Origin of the sequence: Promicromonospora sp. Populi, from assembly GCF_041081105.1 — a bacterium.
Classification (GTDB): Bacteria; Actinomycetota; Actinomycetes; order Actinomycetales; family Cellulomonadaceae; genus Promicromonospora.
On record NZ_CP163528.1, the window covers coordinates 60,588 to 80,895 of the forward strand.

Here is a 20,308-nt window from a genome sequence, read left to right on the forward strand (position 1 = left end):
GTTTTGCCCATACACAGGGAAACGCATTATCGGTACGGTCCTGGGCCATGGGGATGATTCATTGTGAGTACGCGCGGCTCGCCGCGGACGACTTCGACAAGGCACGAACAGATCTGACCTGGGCGCTGGAGCACATCGACGAGCTCGCCGGGGAGTGGGTCCAGATGGACCTTCCGGCGCAGGAGGCGAGGTACTTCAGCATCGGCACCGTGTGGGGCCCGCTCCACACGGCGCTGCTGGTCCACGGCAAGATGCCCGTGGACCCGGTGCAGGGTGGTGCCGCACTGGGCTCCACCGACGGCATCAAGCCGGTGCGCTACCTGGGTCCCGAGGATGTGGAGAAGGCTGCCGCTTTCCTGGGCGGCACGTCGTTCGACGCGTTGGCGCCGCTGGCCGACGCCGCACTCGTCTGCGACGAGGATGTCTGCCCGAACCCGGACGAGCACGTCGCGGAGGTCGACGCCGCACGCCTTGCGGAGGCGTACGGCGAGCTCGCAGCGTTCTACGGCGCTGCCGCCAAGGCGGGCGACGCCGTGGTCCTGATGCTCAACTGATTCAAGCAGTGTCTCGCCGACCTCGGTCGGTTGCTCGGCAGGCTGCACGACTTCGGTCGGTTGCGATGAGATCGGTCAATCAAACGACCGATCTCGTAGCAACCGACCGAAGTCGCGGAAGGGCGCCGAGCAACCGACCGAAGTCGTCTGGCCTGTAGGGTCAGCCCTTGTTGCGCGGCGGGGCCTCGCCCAGCTCGCTCGACGTCACGACGATGCCGCCCTGGACCGCCTGGTCACCCTGGCCCTCCGCGGCGGGCGCGAGGTCGAGCGTCCCGGTCACGCGGCCCGCGGCCTTGATGTCCTCCACAGCCGTCTCGACGGCGGTGAGCGAACTGGCCGGGACGGCCAGCGAGGCCGCCAGGATCGGCGTACGCATCGACGCCTTCGCCTCGGACTTCACCTTGCGCAGCACAGCCAGGGCGTGACCCGCAGCTGCGAGGTCGGCCGGGTCGGCGTCGCCGGCGGCCGCACGCAGCGGGTCCGCGACGGGCCAGGGCGCGCGGTGCACCGAGCCCTCGCGCCACCAGGACCAGACCTCTTCCGTGGCGAACGGGAGGTAGGGCGCCAGGAGCCGCAGCATGGTGTCGAGCGCGATCGCCAGCGTGGTGCGGGCCGACGTCGTCTCCGGGGAGAGATTCGCCGAGTCTGCACCCGCGCCGTAGGCGCGGTCCTTGACGAGCTCGAGGTAGTCGTCGCAGAACGTCCAGAAGAACGTCTCGGTCAGCTCGAGCGCGCGGGTGTGGTCGTAGGTGTCGAGCGCGGCCGTGGCCTGCTCGACGACACCCGCCAGCCCCGCGAGCATCGAGCGGTCCAGGGCGACCGTGACGGCCGCCGGGTCGAGCGCGATCTCGCTGCCCGCCTCACCGCCGAACGCCAGCGCGAACTTCGAGGCGTTGAGGACCTTGATCGCCAGGCGGCGACCGATCTTCATCTGGCCCACCTCGAACGCCGCGTCCGTGCCCAGGCGAGCGGACGCAGCCCAGTAGCGCACCGCGTCGGAGCCGTGCTCGACCAGCAGGTCCATCGGCGTGACGACGTTGCCCTTGGACTTCGACATCTTCTTGCGGTCCGGGTCGAGGATCCAGCCGCTGATCGTCGCGTTCTTCCAGGGCAGCACCCGGTTCTCCAGGTGCGAGCGCACCACGCTGGAGAACAGCCACGTCCGGATGATGTCCTGTCCCTGGGGGCGCAGGTCCATCGGGTAGACGCGGTCGAAGAGGTCCTGGTCCCGCTCCCAGCCGCCCACGATCTGCGGGGTCAGGGACGAGGTGGCCCAGGTGTCCATGACGTCGGCATCGCCCACGAACCCGCCGGCCTGGCCGCGCTGGTCCTCCGTGTACCCGACGGGCGCCTGCGAGGTCGGGTCGATCGGCAGCGAGTCCTCGGCCGGCACGATCGGGTGGTCGTAGTCGACCTCGCCGTTCGCGTCGATCGAGTACCACAGCGGGATCGCGACACCGAAGAACCGCTGGCGGCTGACCAGCCAGTCGCCGTTGAGGCCGTTGACCCAGTTCTCGTACCGCACCCGCATGAAGTCGGGGTGGAAGTCGAGCTCCTTGCCCCGGCCCAGCAGCTCCTCGCGCAGCGTCGCGTCCCGCCCGCCGTTGCGGATGTACCACTGGCGCGAGGTCACGATCTCGAGCGGCTTGTCGCCCTTCTCGAAGAAGTTGGCCTTGCGCTGCGTGGCCACCGGCTCGGTCGGCATGTCGCCCGTCGCGGTGAGCGCGTCGACGATCGCCTTCCGGGCGCTGAAGGTGGTCTTGCCCGCGACCTCGGCCTCGAACAGCTCGGCCCCCGGACCGCCCGCGAGCCACTCCGGCACCTCTCGCGTGATGCGGCCGTCGCGGTTGATGATCGAGCGGGTCGGCAGCTGCAGCTCGCGCCACCACTGCACGTCGGTGAGGTCGCCGAAGGTGCAGCACATCGCGATGCCCGCGCCCTTGTCCGGCTCGGCCAGGTGGTGCGCGAGCACGGGGACCTCGACGCCGAACAGCGGGGAGGTCACGGTGGTGCCGAACAGGTGCTGGTAACGCTCGTCGTCGGGGTGCGCGATGAGCGAGACCACAGCGGGGATCAGCTCCGGCCGGGTGGTCTCGATGTAGATGGGCGCACCGTCGGCCTGGTGGAAGGCGACCCGGTGGAAGTGGCCCGGGTAGTCCCGCGCCTCGAGCTCGGCCTGGGCGACGGCGGTCTGGAACGTGACGTCCCACAGACCCGGTGCCTCGGCCTGGTAGGCCTCGCCGCGCTGCAGGTTGCGCACGAACGCGCGCTGCGCGGTGGCGCGCGAGACGTCCCCGATGGTCTGGTACGTCTGGGCCCAGTCCACCGAGATACCGAGGCGACGCCACAGCTCCTCGAACTGCTTCTCGTCCTCGGCCGTCAGGCGCTCGCACAGCTCGACGAAGTTGCGGCGGCTGATCGGGACCTGGTCGGCTGCCTTGACGTTCTTGTCCGTGCCCTCGAACGGCGGGGTGAACCCCGGGTCGTAGGGCAGCGACAGGTCGACGCGCACGCCGTAGTAGTTCTGGACGCGGCGCTCGGTCGGCAGGCCGTTGTCGTCCCAGCCCATGGGGTAGAAGACCTCGAGGCCGCGCATGCGCTTGAAGCGCGCCACGATGTCGGTGTGCGTGTAGCTGAACACGTGCCCCACGTGCAGGGACCCCGAAGCCGTGGGCGGCGGGGTGTCGATCGAGTAGATCTCGGCACGGGTCTTGGTGCGGTCGAAGGCGAAGGTCTGCTCGGCGGTCCAGCGCTCGTCGAACTTGGCTTCCAGCCCGTCCGTGCTGACCTTGTCCGGTACCTCCTTGACCACCGCGCGTACGACGTCGGCGCCGGCTACCGAGGCAGCGGGCGAGTCGAGGGCGGGTGTGGTCGTGGCCGGGTCCGTCGGCCCGGTGGAGGCAGGAATGCTCATGCGCACCAGTGTCCCAGATTCGAGCAAGCCGAATGCACCTTGTCCACAGGTACCGGGCACCCTGCTGGGCTCGCCCGGCAGGGTGTCAGAGGCCCCGCGTAGCGTTGTTCTCGTGACCCCTTACCGCGAGCTCGCACCGCCGACCGGCCTGCTGCCGGTCGTGGCGTGCCTGTGGGAGCACGAGGCGCCGCCCGGCCACGAGCAGCGGATCATCCCCGACGGCTGCGTGGACCTGGTCTGGCTCGACGGCGAGCTGGTGGTCGTCGGCGCCGACACAGGCCCGGTCGTCGCGCAGGCTGACGCCGCGCGGCCGGTGACCCGCACCAGCGGAATCCGGCTGCGGCCCGGTGCGGCGGGCGCCGTCCTGGGCATCCCGGCGTCGGAGGTACGCGACCTGCGGGTGCCGCTGGCGGAGGTGTGGCCCGACGTCGGCCCTGCGCTCGCCGAAACGCTCGGTGCGGCGGATCCGGCCCGGCGGCTGGACGTGCTTGCCCGCACCGTGCTGCAGCGCAAGGCGGAGCGCGACGGGCTGGTCGCGGCGGCCGCCCGGCGGCTCGGCGTGCCCGGGTCGCGGATCTCCGGCGTCGCGCAGGAGCTGGGCGTGAGCGAGCGGCACCTGCACCGCCGCACCGTGGACGCCGTCGGCTACGGGCCCAAGATGCTCGGCCGCGTGGCCCGGCTGCGGCGGCTGATCGCCCTGTCCTCGCCCACGTCCCTGGCGGAGCGAGCGACCGCGGCGGGCTACGCGAGCCAGGCGCACATGTCCGACGAGGTGCGTCGCCTGACCGGCCTCACACCCGTCCGATTCCTGGAAGACGCCGCCCTCACGGCGGCCTAGCGTCAATGCCATGAGCACAACTACCCGCATCAACATCGAGGCCGCCAAGCGGTTCATCTACGACGACGCCCGCCTCCTGGAGCGGCACCGCCTGGCGGCGCTGTTCGACGACGCACCGGCCGGACGGGTCCTGGACGCTCTACGTCCTTACCGGAACGACGACGGCGGATGGGGCCACGCCCTGGAGCCCGACCTGCGCGGGCCCGACAGCCAGGTGTCCGGCGCGCTGTCCGCGCTCGAGGTGCTGGCCGAGCTGGGCGCCGCCGCCGACCCGGCGGTGACATCCCTGGCCACCGAGACCGCCGACTGGCTGGCCTCCGTCGCGTTGCCCGACGGGCGGGTGCCGCACGTGCTGCCGACCGCCGTCGACTACCCGGCCGCGCCGTGGATGGTGCCGAGCGAGGACGGGATGCTGACGTTCGCGGTAGCCGCCCACCTGTGGAAGCTCGGCGTGGAGCACCCCTTCCTCGATGCGGCGACCCAGTGGTGCTGGGGACAGCTGGAGGAGAACACGCTGGCCGGCGGGACCGCGATGGGCGGCTACACGGTGCACTTCGCTCTCCACTTCCTCGACGCGGTACCCGAGCCGGGCCGCGCGGCCGCCGCCGTCGAACTGCTGCGGCCGGCCCTGCGCGAGGACGGGACGATCCCCCTCGGCGGCGGGATCGAGGACGAGAAGCTCACCCCGCTCCTGCTGTCCCCGACACCCGGCACACCTAGCCGGGCGCTGTTCACGGACGCCCAGATCTCGGCGGAGCTGGACCGGCTGGAGCAGGAGCAGCTGGAGGACGGCGGCTGGGACTTCGACTTCGCGCACTGGTCGCCCGGGCAGACCGTGGAGTGGCGCGGCATCGTCACCCTCGGCGCGCTGGAGACGCTTCGGCAGCACGGCCGGCTCTGAACGGTTGTCAGTGGACCTGCCTGCTGCGGTCAGGACTTGAGGAAGTCCCGGATGGCCGTGACCACGGTGGGCCGGGTCTTAGGCTGGTCCGCGTGGTGACCATCGGTTATGCCGCGATGCTCGAACAGTTCGCGCCCCGCGAGGCGGTGGAGCTGGCGGCGCTCGCGGAGACGCACGGCTTCTCCGGCGTCATGGCCGCAGACCACTTCCAGCCCTGGACCCCGCAGCAGGGTCAGGCCGGCTTCGTGTGGAACGTGCTGGCGGCCGCCGCGGAGCACACGTCGGGCGACCTGGGTCCGGTGACGGCGCCGACGTTCCGCTGGCACCCCGCGGTGGTGGCTCAGGCGTCCGCGACCCTCGCGGCGATGAACCCGGGCCGGCACTGGCTCGGCGTCGGGTCGGGGGAGGCGCTCAACGAGCACGTGGTGGGCGGCTACTGGCCCGAGGCGGCCGAGCGGATCAACCGCATGTTCGAGGCGGTGGAGATCATCAAGAAGCTCTTCGCCGGGTCCCTGGCCGGGCGGGACGTCAAGCACACCGGCACGTACTTCAGGCTGGAGTCGACGCGGCTGTGGACCATGCCGGAGGCCGCGCCCGAGATCCTGGTCGCGACGGCGGGTCCCGTCACCGCCCGCCGCGCCGGGCGGACGGCGGACGGGCTGATCACCCAGGCCGCGCCCCTGGATCGGATGTCGTCCCTGCTCACCAGGTTCGCCGACGGCGCCCGCGAGTCCGGCCGCGACCCGGGCCGGATGCCGAAGGCGCTCCAGCTGCACCTCTCCTGGGCGCCCACCCACGACGAGGCCGTGGCGAACGCCCTCACGGAGTGGCCGGTCGGCGGCATGCGGTTCCCGCGGTCCGACATCCGCTCGCCGCACGACTTCGCGCAGCTGGCCCGGATGGTGCGCCCCGAGGACTTCGAGGGGCGTGTGCTGATCTCCGCCGACCCGGACGAGCATCGCGCGTCGATCCAGAGGTACGTCGACCTCGGGTTCGACCGCATCTACCTGCACAACGTTGGCCGCAACCAGCGCGAGTGGATCGAGACGTTTGGCCGCGAGGTGCTCCCGAAGCTGGTGCGGTGAGCGGACTCATAGCCTTGGCACCCCGCCGTGGTGTGAGGATGGTCCCGTGGAACGACTCAGCGTCTGGGCCCCTGACGGGCTGCCCGAGATCACTCCCGGCGACGACCTCGGCGAGCTGATCGCCGACCTCCTGGCGGGACTTGAGGAGCAGGATCAACCGCGCGACGGCGACGTCGTCGTCGTGACCTCGAAGATCGTCTCCAAGGCGGAAGGCCGGGTGGTCGCCGCCGACGACCGGGAGCAGGCCATCACCGACGAGACCGTCCGGATCGTCGCTCAGCGTGAGCGCCCCGGCCTGCCACCGCTGCGGATCGTCGAGAACAAGCTCGGGCTCGTCATGGCGGCGGCCGGTGTGGACGCGAGCAACACACCCGAGGGCACCGTCCTGCTGCTGCCCGTCGACCCGGACGTCTCGGCCCGCACCATCCGCACCGCGCTCACCCAGCGCCTGGGCCTGCGACGGATCGGCGTCGTCGTCACCGACACGGCGGGCCGGCCGTGGCGCGACGCCCTGGTCGATATAGCGATCGGCGCCGCCGGGATCACGCCAACGGACGACCTGCGCGGCAGCACCGACGCCCACGGGCGGCCGCTGAGCGTGACCGTCACCGCCGTCGTCGACGAGATCGCCGCCGCGTCCGAGCTGGTGCGGGGCAAGTCGAGCGGGCGCGCCGTCGCCGTCGTGCGGGGCATGGGCCGTTTTGTCACGGACGACGACGGCCCGGGCGCCCGCGTCCTCGTGCGCGGCAGCGCCGACGACCTGTTCCGCGAGGGTTCGGCCGAGGCGTACGCCCGCGGCCTGGCCGACGGCGCGGCTGACAGGCGCTGACGGACTACGCCCCTGACTCGACGTACTCGGTATGGCGAGTCAGGGGCGTGGTCCGGGCGGTCAGAGGGACGGGCGGCGGGTCGTGATCTTGACGATCGGCGAGGCGCCGTTCGTCTCCTCCGGGGTCACGGTCACGGACCAGTCCGGCTCGGGTTCGTTGTCCGCGCCGTTGCCCACGCTGGTGTCCGACGCCGCCGCCTCCACCTGGGCGGGCGCCGGAGGCGGAGGCGGCGGGGGAGGCGGCACCGCGGGCAGCCCGCGGGTCGGAGTAGCGGTGCTGGTATCCGCGGCTGGGGTCGCCGGAGTCACCGAAACAACCGGCGTTGCCGGAGGAGCGGACGTCACCGGTGCGGCCTGGGGAGCCGGTGCAGTCGGCACCACTGGGGTGTCCGACGTCGGCGGGCTGGCCGGCGCAACTGGAGCGGCCGGAGCCGGAACCGACGGCGCGGGTGGAGCCGTCCGCACCACCGGAGCCGGAGCCGGAGCCGGGGTCGCGGCCGGCTTCCCCGCCCCGCCCCGGGTAGCCGAAGGGACCGGCTCGACCGCGGTCAGCGGGGACTCCAGCAGCACCACGTCGACGCGCGACTCGCGCATCTCCTTGCAGGTCGCCAGGCCGATGCCGCCCACGTAGTCCTCAAGGGTCTGCAGGAGCTTGAGCGGCGTCGCCAGGATCATGTGGAACCCGAACGCCGCGAACGTGTCCATGGCGGTGCGGGTGAACGCGGTATCGGCCTTGTCGAAGGCCTCGTCCAGGAGGATCGAGCCGTAGGCCGGCGCGGCGGAGTCGGAAGCGCCGGCCAGCTGGTACCGCAGGGCCGCGGCCAGGCAGAACACGACGAGCTTCTGGCGCTGGCCGCCGGAGAGCCCGGCGGAGGAGTCGTGCACGGCCAGCGCGATGCCACCGGCGGTGACCTCGACGCCCGTGAAGTGCACGTGTCGCCGGGTGTCCAGGCACAGCGCGCGCCAGGCGCGGTCCGCGGGGTCGCTCGACCCGAGGCGGCGCACCAGCCGTTCCAGCACCTCGTACTCCGGCTCGGTGTCGCCCGTGAGGGTGTCGAGCGTGCGGAGGAACTCCTCCACGGCCGCGGGGCGGCGCTCCTTGACCCGGATCTCCAGGTATCGGTCCGTGTCGAACGGGGAGCGGCGCAGGGACGTGTTGACCCCGACGATCCGCTCGCGGATGGTCGCCGGCGCCTGCCGGATCTCGGCGGCAAGCTTGCGCAGGGCGCGGCGCGCCTGGTCGGTCATGAGGTCCGAGAACCGGGCCTCCTGCTCGGGCAGGCGGGACGTGCGGATGCGCTCCAGCACCTCGAGGTACCGCGACCGGTCGCCGACCTGCGCCGTGAGGTCGCGCGTGATGGCGGGCCAGCGCCGTCGGAACTCCGCGAGCACACCGACGATCTCGCGCTCGGCGGCCCCCGATGTGCGCAGCCCGGCCTCGCGCTCCGCGTCCAGCGTGCGGGACACGGTGAGCGAGACGTCGTCGATCACCTCGTGCGTGACCGTCTTGCGGACGGCGGAGTACCGCTTCTCCAGCTCCTCGCGGTGCGCGAGCGGGATCGCGTTGGTCGGGGCGTCACCGAGGTCGGCGACGATCCGCTCCAGGGAGCGGCGGTGGGCGCGGGCCTCGGCGAGGTCGTCGGCGGCTATCGCGGCAGCTGCCCGGGCCTGATCGAGCCGGGTCTCGGCCGCCGCGACGTCCTGCGAAGCCTGCAGCAGGTCCATCGTGCCGTCCAGCAGCCGGTCGAACGACGCCTGCGCGTCGGTCAGGTCCGCCTCGGCCGTCTCGATGTCGACCTCGCGCCACTCGCGCCGGGCCACGTGCCGCAGCGTGAGCTGCCGGCGCACGGCTTCGCGCTGCTCGGCGACGGCGTCGGCCACTGCGGCGTCGGCCTCCGCGAGGCGGGCCTGCGTCTCGCGCGCGAGCTCCAGGAGCTGGTCGAGCCGGTCGTCGGCGTCCCAGCCGAGCGTCCAGTCCTCGACACCGGGCAGCAGCGGCTGCTCGATCTCCTCCGCCCCGTGCTTGATCAGGCCCTCGCGCGTCACGGCGCGTTCGTGCTGGTCGAGCCCGGCGGGGTCGTCCACGCACAGGTAGTCGTACTGCTCGGACAGGCGTCGGTTCAGCCAGCCCGACATCGGGCTGTCCTTCACCTCGACCTTGTGCACGAGCGACGCCTCCTCCGTGGAGCGAGGCGCGTCGTTGCGCACACCCACCACGCGGTAGCGCAGGCCCGGCCCCGCCGACACGGCAGCGGCGACGGCCGCGCGGTGCGCCGGGGCGACCAGCACGAGCGTGGCCAGCGGCCGCAGGACGTCCTCGATCACGGGGCGCCAGTCGGCGTCCTCCTCCCGGACCCGCAGCAGCTCGGCCGCGAACGGCAGCACGGAGACGTCGAGGCCCGCGGCCTCAGCGACGGCCCTGCGGGCCGCCGCCAGCTCGGCCGGGACGTTGGTCTGGGTCTGCCGCACGGCGTGGATCCGCCCGGCAACGGCCTCGTGCCGCTGCCCGACGGCGGAGCGCGCGGCCAGCACGTCCTGGATGTTCACGTCGAGTGCCTCGGGGGCACGAGAACGTCCGACAGCGGTGATGGCTCCCGTGGCGACCGAGGACAGCGCCCCGGTGGCGACCGACGGGACCGGACCGGTCGACACGGTGGCCAGCTGCCCCGTCGAGACGACGGGCAGGGCGCCGGTGAGCGTCGGCACCGCGCCGGTGGCCAGCGGCGTACACCGCCGAGCTCCCAGCGGGCCTTCTCCTTGAGCGCCGCGAACTCAGCGAACGTCTCGGGCATGGTCATGTCCACGGACCGCAGGTCGGTGGTGAGCTCGCCCCGCCGGGTGCGGACCAGCGCGGCGATCTCACCGGCGCGCTGCAGCCGGTCGGCCTGCGTGGCGAGCGCCTGCCCACCGCGGGCGCCGAGCACGTTCACGGCCTGCTGGTGCGTGTTCGCGGCGACGTCGACCTCGGTGTCGGCGGCCTGGCGGTGGTGCTGCGCGCGCTCCTCCGCCGCGCGTGCCTCCGCGAGTGCGCCACGCGCGAGGTCGAGCTTCCACGCGTCCTTGAACGTCTCCAGCGAGCCGCGCAGGGTCGCGGCGCGCACGCCGGCGGCCGAGCCGTCGTCGTACGCCTTGGTCAGGTTTGCGAGCCGGCTCAGGTGCTCGATCTGCCGGCGTGAGGTCTCGATGTCGGCGTAGGCCCGGGCGACGTCCGCGAACTGGCCCACGGCCTGCGCCGCCAGCTCGAACGTGCCCGGCTCGTCGAGCATGTGCCCGCGGAACAGGTCGTCCAGGCTGCCCAGGTTCTTCGCCGACTGGGTGCGGTGCAGCAGCACCAGCGCCTGCTCCGAGCTGATGCCGAGGGCCTGGGTGAACGCCGCGGCGAACGGCCCGTGCCGCTCGCTCACCGTCGCGTCGGGCCAGGCCCCGGTCACACCCGCGACGTCGGGTCCGGAGCGCACGTACCGCTCGAAGTCCAGCAGCCCGACCTCGCCCCGCACCACTACGTTCAGCGTCGACGGCGTCGACGAGCCCCGTGTGAGGTGGAACAGGCGCACGAGGGTCACGGTGCCGTCGAGGGCATCCGTGCCGTTCGAGTACCGCAGCAGGATGCCCGACCAGGTTGCACCCGAGCGCAGGTGGTCGGCCACGACCTCGCCAGTGCTCTCGTCGGTGCGGTGCCGCCATGCGCCGCGCGCGTACGAGACCACGTCGCGGTCACCGGCCTCGCGTTCGGCGGCCCCCGTGCCCGCCGCGGCCACGTTGAACCGCAGGTGCTCCGGCGGGGTCAGGACCGCTGCGACGGCGTCGACCAGCGACGACTTGCCCGAGCCCGAATGGCCCGTGAGCAGGAACCCGTCCCGCGGCACCGGTACCGCGTGGTGCCCGGAGAACGTGCCCCAGTTGACCAGCTCGATGCGCGCGAGGCGCCACTGTCCGGGGTGCGGGGTCTTCATGCGCTCTCCTTTGCCAGCCGTGCGTACTCGGCGCTCAGCGCCGCTACCTGGTCCGCGCCGAACACGGTCCGCAGCACGGGGGAGACCACGCACCGGTCCCCGCTGAGCGGCTCCAGCATGCCTGACTCGATCAGCCGCGCCCACGTCGCGTCCAGCTGGCGGGTGAAGTCCATGGGCGAGCCGCCGCCGCGACGCCGGTACGCGCCGAGGTGATCGGCCGCCTCGTCCCGGCTGATCGCCACGCGCCCGTCCGCCGAGTCGAGCAGCAGGGCGCGCAGGTGCAGCAGCAGCGCGGTGTCGAGGAACGTCAGCGTCACCTCGCGCACCACCTGGGGTGTGTCAGCGGCCGGGACGTCGCGCACGAACGCGACCTGCGCGTCGGCGTCGACCACGAGGTCGAGGTACTGGTCGGCGAGGCGCTCGCGGACCACGTCCTCGTTGGTCAGCAGCGCGCGCCAGATGTCCGGGTCGGACTCCTCCGCCAGGTAGGGACCGCGCACCAGCCGGGCAAGCGCGTGGCGCGCGGGTGCCGGCAGGGTGCCGTGGTCGCCGGGCCAGAGGCGGACTCCACCACCGCCGTCGCCGCTCTCCTGAACGGCCTGGCCACCGGTGCTCGACGGCGCGGACTGCGCGCGGCCGCCGGCCGGTCGGCCTGGGCGGGAGCTGCGGAGGTCTGCGGGTCCGGTCACGTCGGGTTCTGTCACGGGACTTGCTCCTCGAACTGGTGCTGGGGAAGTACGGCCCGCCGTGCGACGCCGCGATCGGACCGCCAGTGCACGTCGTCGCGGTTGCCGGTAGGCGAACCGTTCTGCTCGGCGAGCATCAGCAGCCCGACCACGCTCGCGGCACCCTGGGTCGCGGGGTGCGCTGCGAGCACGGAGGCGACGGTGGCGCGGCCCACCTGCCGGACTCGCTCGTTCACGTGCCCGCGCAGCTCGTCGACGTCGATCTCGGAGTCGCGGGCCAGCGACCGCAGCGCCTTCAGCGAGACGGCCCGCGCCGGCGAGGCGGGTGCCGCGGCCGGGGCCTCGACGTCCTCCCCGCCGGGGTTGTGGGGCACGATGCCGCCCACCGACCAGGGGGCCACCGTGCCGGTGTGCAGCGTGAGGCGCATCTCGACGCCGGGCGCGGTGTCGGGGGCGGCGATCAGGGCCGCGTCCTGCGCCTCGCCGATCAGGCGGCGCAGCGCACGCTCGGCCGGGAGCTCGCCGGACCGCACCATGCGCTGCAGCGCGCGGCGCAGCACGGCCATCGTGTCGGTGAGCTCATCGGCGGCGTCCTGCAACGTGGGCAGCAGGCGGCGCAGCGCGGACGCCTCGCCGGGCGCCAGGTGCACGCTGTCGAGCACGCGTCCGACGTCGTCCTGCGCCGTGTGCTCCGCCTGCCGCAGCAGGTCGCGGAACCCGACCAGGCCACGACCGGCCTCGGACTCGGCGAGGTGGTCCACGCCGCGGTAGATGTCGTCGAGGAACGTGTCGCGCGAACCGTCGGACTCCAGGAGCCGGCGGCGCAGCTCGCGGTCGGTGCGCTCCAGCTCGTTGCGTACCCGGGCCAGGTCTGCGGGGATGTCGCCGGCGAGGGCGAGGATCTCGCGGGCTCGCTCGACGGCGGCGTCCGGCGGCAGCGCCCGGTCGTCGCCGCGGCGGGCGCGCTCGATCCGGGCGTCGAGGGCGGCGCGCTGCTCCAGCAGGGACGCGAGGCGCGACTCGGGATCGGGGTCGGCCTCGTCGGCCAGCGTGTGCAGGCTCGTCAGCACGGCGCCGAGCCGCGACGGGGTCACCGCCGGGTGCGGCCTGCTGAGCCGGGAGACGAACCGGACGGCGAGCAGCGCGCCGTCGGACAGCTCGACGGTCTCCACACCCGGCTCGCCGGCGACCGGCGTGGTACGACGGCGCACCAGCACGCCCTCGTCGATCCACTCGGAGACGTAGAAGTAGCCGGAGTAGGGCAGCTCGAACCCGGCGCGGCGCAGCTCGGGGATGTCGTCGTCGATTCGGTCAGCGAGCTGCTCTACCGGGAGCCGACGGCGGGACGCGCCGAGGTTGCGGTCCAGCAGCACGACGGCGGCCGCGGCGTTCCTCGACCGCAGCAGCACCCACGCCGGATGCTCCTGGAGAAGGGCGCGTACGCCGCGCGCCGCCTGGCCGCGACGACCCGCCCCGTGCCCGGCGGCCTGCCGGGGCACGTCGGCGTCGCCCGGTGAGCTCGCAGTACCCATGAGGGCTGAGAGTAGTGGGCGTATGTGTCGATTCGGCACCCCCGAAGGAAATATGCGACACATGCCCCGTCGATGAGCCGCGACGGCCATAGACGTATAGAGTCAGGTCTTACAGGGCTTGCCGGGAAAACAGATCTTTACCTTTCCCGGCTGGCCCTGTCGTGCGTCATGGCACGTTTCGATGGCCGAGCATCGACGGGAGGGCACCTTGCTCACGACCGCAGCCCAGATCGTTGTCAGGATCCGAGCCGAGCGAGAGCTCAGCATGAGTTCACTGGCCGTGCTGGCCGGCGTGCCCACGTCGACGATCAGCCGTATCGAGTCCGGGCAGATCGAGCCCACGCTCGGGATGATCCGGCGGATCGCGCTCGGGGCCGGCTACCACCTCCACCTGCAGTATTACGACCTGTTCTCGGGAAAGCTCGAGGACGACGCGCTCCAGATCGCCGCCGTCGAGGGGACGGCGGACGGCGACGACGGCCCCGTCCGCTAGGGCGGTTTCGCCGCGGTCCGCTACCTTGTCTACGTATGGGACGGCTGCGCGGGGGGCGCGAAGACGCTAGCGAGAAGGCGCTGAACGCGCCTTCCTGCGAGATGGGACATTCCACGCAATTACCGCGGAATTCGGGAGCGACCGCACACTCAGGTTGCGCCTCGGATTCCCCTGAGCAATATGGTCGTCATATGCCGAACGTCATGATCCCCGTCGCAGTGCGGGAGGACGTAGAGACGCTGTGGTCGTACCACGACCTGCAGCACGAGCCGCGACCGGTCGACGTCTGCATCGGCCTGGGCGGTCACGACCTTGGCGTGGCCGACTACACGGCCGACCTCTACCTCGAAGGACTGTTCCGGCAGATCGTCTTCACCGGGGCAAACGCACCGACCACCGTCGACGCGTTTCCCCAGGGCGAGGCCCTCGGCTACCGCGATCACGCCATCGCCCGGGGTGTCCAGGCCGGCGCCATGCTCGTCGAGCCGACCGCTACCAACACGAGCGAGAACCTGGAGTACAGCCGCAAGCTGCTCGCCGACCACAATGTCGAGCCGTCCTCCGTGCTGCTCGTCTCGCACCCCTACCAGCAGCGACGCGCGTTCGCGACGTGCCGGGTCGTGTGGCCCGAGGTCGACGTGCTCTGCGTGTCCCGCCCCCTGCCGCTCGACGCCTACGTCCGGACGATCGGCGACGCCGACCGGGTGGTCGACATGCTCGTCGGCGAGACGCAGCGCCTCACGCTGTACGCCGACCTCGGGTTCATCTCCCGCGAGGAGGAGCTGCCGGACGACGTGGTGGGCGCGTTCGACCGGCTCGTGACGGCCGGGTACACGTCGCGGCTGGTGGAGGACCGCCGTCCGATCGACGTGTGATCGAGGGCTCGCGGAGCGGGTGACTTTCGTGGTGCGGCTGGATTTGTCCGGATAACTTCGGCGCAGGTCGCGTCCGTCGTGGGCGCCCACGACGGAGAGGCCCCCATGCGCCGCGTCGCTGTTGCCGCACTGTCCGCAATTCTCCTCGGGGGGTTGCCTGCCGCAGCCCTCACCCCACCTGCCGCAGGTCCACCGGGCTCGGCGCCCGGCGCAACTGCGGCACAGGCCGCCGCGGCTGGCCCCGCAACGCACACCGTCACTCTGATCACGGGCGACCGGATCTCGGTCCGTGGCTCGGGGGACGGCCTCACGCTCGTCCCCGTTGCCGCACCGCGGCCCGACGGCCGCACGGTGTCCTTCCACTCCTTCCGGCAGGGCGCCCGGCACTACGTGATCCCGTCCGACGTCGCGCCACTGGTCGGGGACACTCTCGACCTCGCACTGTTCGACGTCGCAGGCCTGATCGAGGCCGGGTACGACGACGCGGCGCTGGCCGCCGCGGGCCGCGGCTCGCTTCCCGTCATCGTGCAGTCCACCCCGGCGATGGCCAGGACCGCCGACGCCGCGGACTGGGACGGGCTCGGCGTCACCACCGAGCGGACCCTGCAGTCCATCGGTGCCGTCGCGGGCTCGGTCGACCTCGCGACCGGCGCGGGCACCCGGCCCGCCAACGTGTGGGGCCTGCTCGGCGAGCTGGGCGCTCCATCAGCCACCGCGGGTGGGACCGGGGCCAGGGCTGCTGCCGCGGGCGTCACCAAGGTGTGGCTCGACGGCAAGGTCGAGGCCCTCGATGCGGACTCGACGCCGCAGGTGGGGGCGCCGGAGGCGTGGGCCGCCGGCTACACCGGCGAGGGCGTGACGGTCGGCGTCGTCGACACCGGCGTCGACGCCACGCACCCCGACCTTGACGAGAGCGTCGTCGCGGCGCGCGACTTCACGGGCGGCGGGAACCCGGCCGACGGGTTCGGCCACGGCACCCACGTCGCATCGATCGTGGCGGGCAGCGGCGACGCCGACCCGGACATGACTGGTGTGGCCCCGGGCGCGGACATCATCAACGCAAAGGTGCTGGACGACTCCGGCTCCGGCGAGTGGTCGTGGATCATCGACGGCATGGAGTGGGCCGCCCAGGAGGGCGCCCAGGTGCTCAACCTGAGCCTGGGGGAGTCGGGCAACTACACCGACGGCACCGACCCCGCGTCCCAGGCGGTGAACGCGCTCACCGAGCAGTACGGCGTGCTCGTGGTGGCAGCGGCCGGCAACGACGGACCGGGCCTGGGGACGGTCTCGCCGCCCGCGGTCGCGGACTCGGCCCTCGCCGTTGCCGCCGTGGACGACGACGACGTGCGAGCGGAGTTCTCCAGCGCCGGTCCCCGGGCCGGGGACGGTGCGCTGAAGCCGGACATCGCGGGGCCGGGTATGGGCATCATTGCCGCGCGGGCTGCCGGAACGGAGATGGGCGAACCGGTGGGCGACTCGTACGTCATCGCCAGCGGCACATCGATGGCGACCCCGCACGTGGCGGGCGCGGCGGCGGTGCTGCTCTCGGCCCACCCGGACCTCACCTGGCAGCAGGTCAAGTCGACGCTCATGTCCTCGGCTCAGTCCGGCGGTAACTCCCTGTGGGAGGAGGGCACCGGCCGGGTATGGATCCCGGGAGCCATCGGGCAGCAGGTCACGGCGAGCCCGGCCTCCGTCTCGCTGGGCGGTTTCGAGTTCCCGCAGGACGGCGTGGACCCGGTCACCAGGACCGTCACCTACACGAACTCGGGGGACGCGGACGCAGTGCTCGACCTGGCGGTCGACGTCACCGACGACGGCGAGCCCGCCCCGGGCGCCGTGACCCTGAGCGCGGACAGCGTGACCGTCCCGGCCGGCGGCACCGCGAGCGTCGACGTCACGGCATACCCGGCCGAGGTCGGCATCGGCAACATCGGCGGCGCGATCACTGCGACCGGCGACGCCGGGACGGTTCGTACGACTGTCGGCTTCGTCAACGAGCCGGAGCTGTTCGACCTGACGATCAGGGCCACGGACCTCGACGGCAGCCCCGCTGATGCCGGGGACGACTTCTTTGTGGTCCAAGGGATCGATGACTGGAACTACTTCAGGTTCTCGGAGTTCGACGACAGCGGCACCTACACCGCACGGGTACCCGCCGGTCGGTACAGCGTGTCTGGTTTCACTGTTGTGTCCGACGAGGCCTTCGCCCCGCTGAGCTCCACGTCGGCGGCCTTCCCGCTCGTTGACGTCACCGAGGACACGGAACTGGTGGTGGACGGGGAGGCGGCGCAGCCCGTCACCATCGATACGGCCCGGGAGACCGACTCCGGCACTACCGCCGTGAACCTTGTCTACGACATCGACGGGTCCAGGATGGGCAACACGTTCTTCGGTGAGCTCGGCGACCTGTACACCATGCCGGTGGCGGAGCCCGCAGCCGGGCACTACCAGCAGTCGTGGACGGCGCTCCTCGACGAGAAGCTTCTCGACGTGCAGGCGGGTGACCTCGGTCTCGACCTGGTCGCGCTGGGCGTGCCCGAGCCGATGACCGGGACCTTCGAGTTGCCCTTGGTTGACGCCGGCCTCGGCGAGGACTTCTACGGCGCCGGCGGTGCGTGGGCGCTCGTGGAGCATGCAGGCCCTGAGACGCTGCAGGGTGTGGCCGACGACGCTGCGGCGGCCGGGGTCGAGGCGCTCCTTGTCGCGGGCAGCGAGAAGGGTTACGTACTGGACTGGCTGGACTCCGCGCCGCTCCCGGTCTTCGGGGTGCCCGCCGCGCAGGCGGACTCGCTGCAGGCGGCGCTGGACGCCGGCCCGGTGATGCTCTCGGTCGCGGGCAAGGCCGTGCCGTCATACTCGTACGCGCTCGGCATCAACCGGGACGGCTCGGTGGCCGACGAGCCGATCTCGTACGTCGCGAACGGGCGCAACACCGGGCAGCTGCGGGTCTCGGTGACGGCCCCTGCGCCGGGTGCCGACCCGTACGTGGGCGGCATGGTGTGGACGCCTGGGGGCGGGGTGGGCGTGCTGAGCAGGACTCCGGCTCCCCACACGCGCACTGTGTTCGTGTCGGCCGACGAGGACGTGTCCTACTCGCCCAGTGCGTCAGTCGGTGAGGATGACCCGTTCTTCGGGTTGTTCGAGGGCGCTGCGCGGAGCTTCGAGCCGGGTGAGAAGGCGTCCGACCGTCTGCTGGCGCCGGTGTTCCACGGTGGTGGAGGCGCCGCGCTGCGCGCCGGGAACGCCATGGCCATGGTGTTCCCGACCTATGTGGACGATGCGGGCCACGCCATGCCCGTGTTGCCGGGCGAGGACGCACAGACGCGGCTGCGACTGTGGGCCGGCCAGGAGCTCGTGGCTGACGCCGACGGCTCGACCTGGTTGTTTGCCGAGGACCTGCCGGCGGCGCGCACTCCGTACCGGATGCGGCTCGACACGGCCTACTCCGGTGCCTGGTGGCGCACGTCGACCAAGGTCTCGACCGAGTGGCGCTTCAGTTCCGCCACCGGGGGCACCGAGGAGGAGCCGCTGACCCTTCCGCTGCTCCAAGTCGACTACGGCGTTCCGTCGGGGCCGGACGGCTCGGTGGGCCGGACGGCGAAGCTCGTCCTGTCGGCCGACTATCAGGGATCCGCAGACGCAAGCATCAGGGGCATGCGCCTGTGGGCTTCGTCCGACGACGGGAAGAGCTGGCGCGAGGTAGACCTGAAGCGCGGCAAGGGCGACACGTTCCGCGCCACGGTCAAGGCCGCACGGGGTGCGGACTACGTGTCGCTCAAGGCCCAGGCCACCGACGTCGACGGCGGACGCGTCACGGAGACGGTGATCCGGGCGTACGCGGTCGACTGAGGTAGATATCACGAACCGGGCGACTCGTACATCCCTGGCGAGTCGCCCGGTTCTCCGTTACGTTCCGGGCATGCGCGAGGAAAACAAGCGGGGCAAGAACCCCAGGAAGTTCACCTGGCAGGAGATCCTCACGTTCGTCGCGGGCGCCGGATACGTGGCCAGCCCGATCGACCTCCTCTCGGAAGGCGTGCTGGGGCCGCTCGGTCTCGGCGACGACGCGATAGCGATCATCATCGCCGGGGTCACCCTGTTCAAGGCGGTGCAGCGGTTCCGCAAGCACCGTCCGGTAGCGGGCACGGCCGGGGACACGACGTCGGGTGGTAAGTCGACGGGCGGCCCGACGGCGGGCGGTACCGGGGCGGGCGCCTCGTCGTCGGGCACCGCTGCGCCGGGGATGTCGCCGTCGGACAAGACGATCCCGGGCACCGCGGAGGACGTGACGGATCGCAAGCGCCGGCGCTGACGTCCCGGCCCGCTTTGGTCCGCCGGTAGCGGCCGGTCTACTGTCAATGGTGTGACCAGCGACAACGCACCTCAGGTTCTTGTTGTCGGAGGCGGCCCCACTGGCGCCGCGACGGCCATCGCCCTGCGCCGGGAGCTGCCCGACGCGCACGTGACGGTGGTCGACAAGGCGACGTTCCCGCGGGACAAGACCTGCGGCGACGGGCTCGGCCCGGGCGCCCGTCGGGTGCTCGACGGGCTCGGCCTGTCGGCGCAGCTGGGGCAGTTCCACATGCCGATGTCGGTGGCGATCAGCGGCCCGGGCGGCGTTGAGGCGCTCGCACGCGGCCCGCTCATGGAGGGCCATGACCTCGCCGGATACGTGACGCCGCGGCTCGAGCTGGACGACCTGCTGCTCGGCGCGGCCCGGGACGCGGGCGCCGAGGTGCGCGAGGGCGTCTCGTTCGAGAGCCTGGCCCCGGACGGCGGCGGTGAACGGGTCACGCTGTCCGACGGCACGGCCCGCTTCGACCTCGTAGTCGGCGCCGACGGCGCCTACTCCAACGTGCGGCGCGCCCTGGGTGTCGAGCGCCCGGCGATGCGGCACACCCTCATCGCCATGCGCGCGTACGGGAAGGTCACGCACCCGGACAAGCCGGTGAGCGACACCCTCCGGTTCGACTTCATGGAGTCGCTCCTGCCGGTCTACGGCTGGGTCTTCCCGCTGCCCGACGACGGCGCCAACCTCGGCGTCGGCATCCCGGTGAACCACCTCAAGCGACAGACGGCGCGCCACGGCCGTACGCTGCGGGACCTCTTCGACCTGTACGTCGAGGATCTGCAGCGGCGCGGCTTCGAGGTGTCCGGGGTGGAGCGGGTCGCCGCCCACCAGCTGCCGCACGCCGCCGCCCGCACGCCGATGACGGCCCAGGGGCACGCCGCGGTGCTGCTCGGAGATGCGGCCGCGACGATCAACCCGCTGAGCGGCGAGGGCATCTTCTACGGCATGGCGGCGGGCGTGCAGCTCGCGGAGCACCTAGGGGCGCTGCAGCGCTCGGGCGAGTCCTGGCGGGGTGCGGCGCTCCCAGACGCGCTGGCCGGGTTCGAGCGGGCGCACCGCCGCCGGTTCGCCAGGCACTTCCGGGAGTGCCACCTGGCGCAGCAGCTCATGCGCTCCAAGTTCTGGGCCGGTATCGCGACCCGTGCGGTCGCCACGTCGGACGAGGCGATGGCGCACGTGGCTCTCATGCTGTTCGACGAGCAGTCGGCCGGATCGCGCGGGCTGCTGCGCCTCGCCGCGAGCAGCCTGCGTCCGCTGCTGCCCCTGGGGCGGCGGAGTCGTTGAGGTGTGCGGC

The 20,308-nt window shown here is 72.2% G+C and carries 15 protein-coding genes; 10 read left to right on the forward strand and 5 right to left on the reverse strand.

Annotation, left to right across the window (positions count from 1 at the left end; genetic code table 11):
- Window positions 1–47 precede the first annotated feature (47 nt).
- Window positions 48–554, forward strand: a complete 507-nt coding sequence (locus AB1046_RS00305) for a DUF1877 family protein (RefSeq protein WP_369371790.1) — start codon at window positions 48–50, stop codon at window positions 552–554.
- A 160-nt stretch (window positions 555–714) separates the two neighbouring features.
- On the opposite strand, the gene valS is transcribed toward AB1046_RS00305, so the two are convergent.
- Window positions 715–3,468, reverse strand: coding sequence for a valine--tRNA ligase (gene valS, locus AB1046_RS00310; protein WP_369371791.1), 2,754 nt, complete (start codon window positions 3,466–3,468; stop codon window positions 715–717).
- Between the two features lie 112 nt (window positions 3,469–3,580).
- Between valS and AB1046_RS00315 the strand changes: the two genes are divergently transcribed.
- The 4 genes from AB1046_RS00315 to cofE all read left to right on the forward strand — a co-directional run bounded on the left by AB1046_RS00315 (window position 3,581) and on the right by cofE (window position 7,121).
- On the forward strand, window positions 3,581–4,306 hold the full coding sequence (locus AB1046_RS00315) for a DUF6597 domain-containing transcriptional factor (protein ID WP_369371792.1): 726 nt from the start codon (window positions 3,581–3,583) through the stop codon (window positions 4,304–4,306).
- 10 nt (window positions 4,307–4,316) lie between these two features.
- Window positions 4,317–5,207: a hypothetical protein gene (locus AB1046_RS00320; protein WP_369371793.1), complete on the forward strand. Its 891-nt coding sequence runs from the start codon at window positions 4,317–4,319 to the stop codon at window positions 5,205–5,207.
- A gap of 92 nt (window positions 5,208–5,299) precedes the next feature.
- Complete coding sequence (locus AB1046_RS00325; RefSeq protein WP_369371794.1) at window positions 5,300–6,292, forward strand: TIGR03557 family F420-dependent LLM class oxidoreductase; 993 nt, start codon at window positions 5,300–5,302, stop codon at window positions 6,290–6,292.
- A 46-nt stretch (window positions 6,293–6,338) separates the two neighbouring features.
- Entirely contained in the window at window positions 6,339–7,121 is a 783-nt protein-coding gene (gene cofE, locus AB1046_RS00330) for a coenzyme F420-0:L-glutamate ligase (protein WP_369371795.1), read from the forward strand.
- A 60-nt stretch (window positions 7,122–7,181) separates the two neighbouring features.
- Here the strand turns inward: cofE and AB1046_RS00335 are convergent, their stop codons facing one another.
- From AB1046_RS00335 to AB1046_RS00350, 4 genes are all read right to left on the reverse strand, one after another.
- The gene (locus AB1046_RS00335) at window positions 7,182–9,257 is read right to left on the reverse strand and encodes an SbcC/MukB-like Walker B domain-containing protein (RefSeq protein ID WP_369375523.1); all 2,076 of its coding nucleotides are present in this window, start codon (window positions 9,255–9,257) and stop codon (window positions 7,182–7,184) included.
- A 407-nt stretch (window positions 9,258–9,664) separates the two neighbouring features.
- On the reverse strand, window positions 9,665–11,074 hold the full coding sequence (locus AB1046_RS00340; RefSeq protein WP_369371796.1) for an ATP-binding protein: 1,410 nt from the start codon (window positions 11,072–11,074) through the stop codon (window positions 9,665–9,667).
- Window positions 11,071–11,778 carry a DUF4194 domain-containing protein gene (locus tag AB1046_RS00345; RefSeq protein ID WP_369371797.1) on the reverse strand — a complete coding sequence of 236 codons (708 nt, stop codon included), beginning with the start codon at window positions 11,776–11,778 and terminating at the stop codon, window positions 11,071–11,073. The genes AB1046_RS00340 and AB1046_RS00345 overlap by 4 nt, the downstream gene beginning before the upstream one ends.
- Window positions 11,775–13,292, reverse strand: coding sequence for a DUF3375 domain-containing protein (locus AB1046_RS00350; protein ID WP_369371798.1), 1,518 nt, complete (start codon window positions 13,290–13,292; stop codon window positions 11,775–11,777). The genes AB1046_RS00345 and AB1046_RS00350 overlap by 4 nt, the downstream gene beginning before the upstream one ends.
- 181 nt (window positions 13,293–13,473) lie before the next feature.
- Here AB1046_RS00350 and AB1046_RS00355 point away from each other — a divergent pair, with 181 nt between their 5' ends.
- The 5 genes from AB1046_RS00355 (at window position 13,474) to AB1046_RS00375 (ending at window position 20,298) form a co-directional block, all read left to right on the forward strand.
- Window positions 13,474–13,785 (forward strand): helix-turn-helix domain-containing protein, encoded by a 312-nt coding sequence (locus AB1046_RS00355; protein ID WP_369371799.1) that lies wholly within the window; start codon window positions 13,474–13,476, stop codon window positions 13,783–13,785.
- A gap of 191 nt (window positions 13,786–13,976) precedes the next feature.
- Window positions 13,977–14,660 carry a YdcF family protein gene (locus AB1046_RS00360; protein ID WP_369371800.1) on the forward strand — a complete coding sequence of 228 codons (684 nt, stop codon included), beginning with the start codon at window positions 13,977–13,979 and terminating at the stop codon, window positions 14,658–14,660.
- A 105-nt stretch (window positions 14,661–14,765) separates the two neighbouring features.
- Window positions 14,766–18,512 (forward strand): S8 family serine peptidase, encoded by a 3,747-nt coding sequence (locus AB1046_RS00365; protein ID WP_369371801.1) that lies wholly within the window; start codon window positions 14,766–14,768, stop codon window positions 18,510–18,512.
- A 70-nt stretch (window positions 18,513–18,582) separates the two neighbouring features.
- Window positions 18,583–18,975 carry a DUF1232 domain-containing protein gene (locus AB1046_RS00370; RefSeq protein ID WP_369371802.1) on the forward strand — a complete coding sequence of 131 codons (393 nt, stop codon included), beginning with the start codon at window positions 18,583–18,585 and terminating at the stop codon, window positions 18,973–18,975.
- 51 nt (window positions 18,976–19,026) lie between these two features.
- Complete coding sequence (locus AB1046_RS00375) at window positions 19,027–20,298, forward strand: NAD(P)/FAD-dependent oxidoreductase (RefSeq protein WP_369371803.1); 1,272 nt, start codon at window positions 19,027–19,029, stop codon at window positions 20,296–20,298.
- Window positions 20,299–20,308 lie beyond the last annotated feature (10 nt).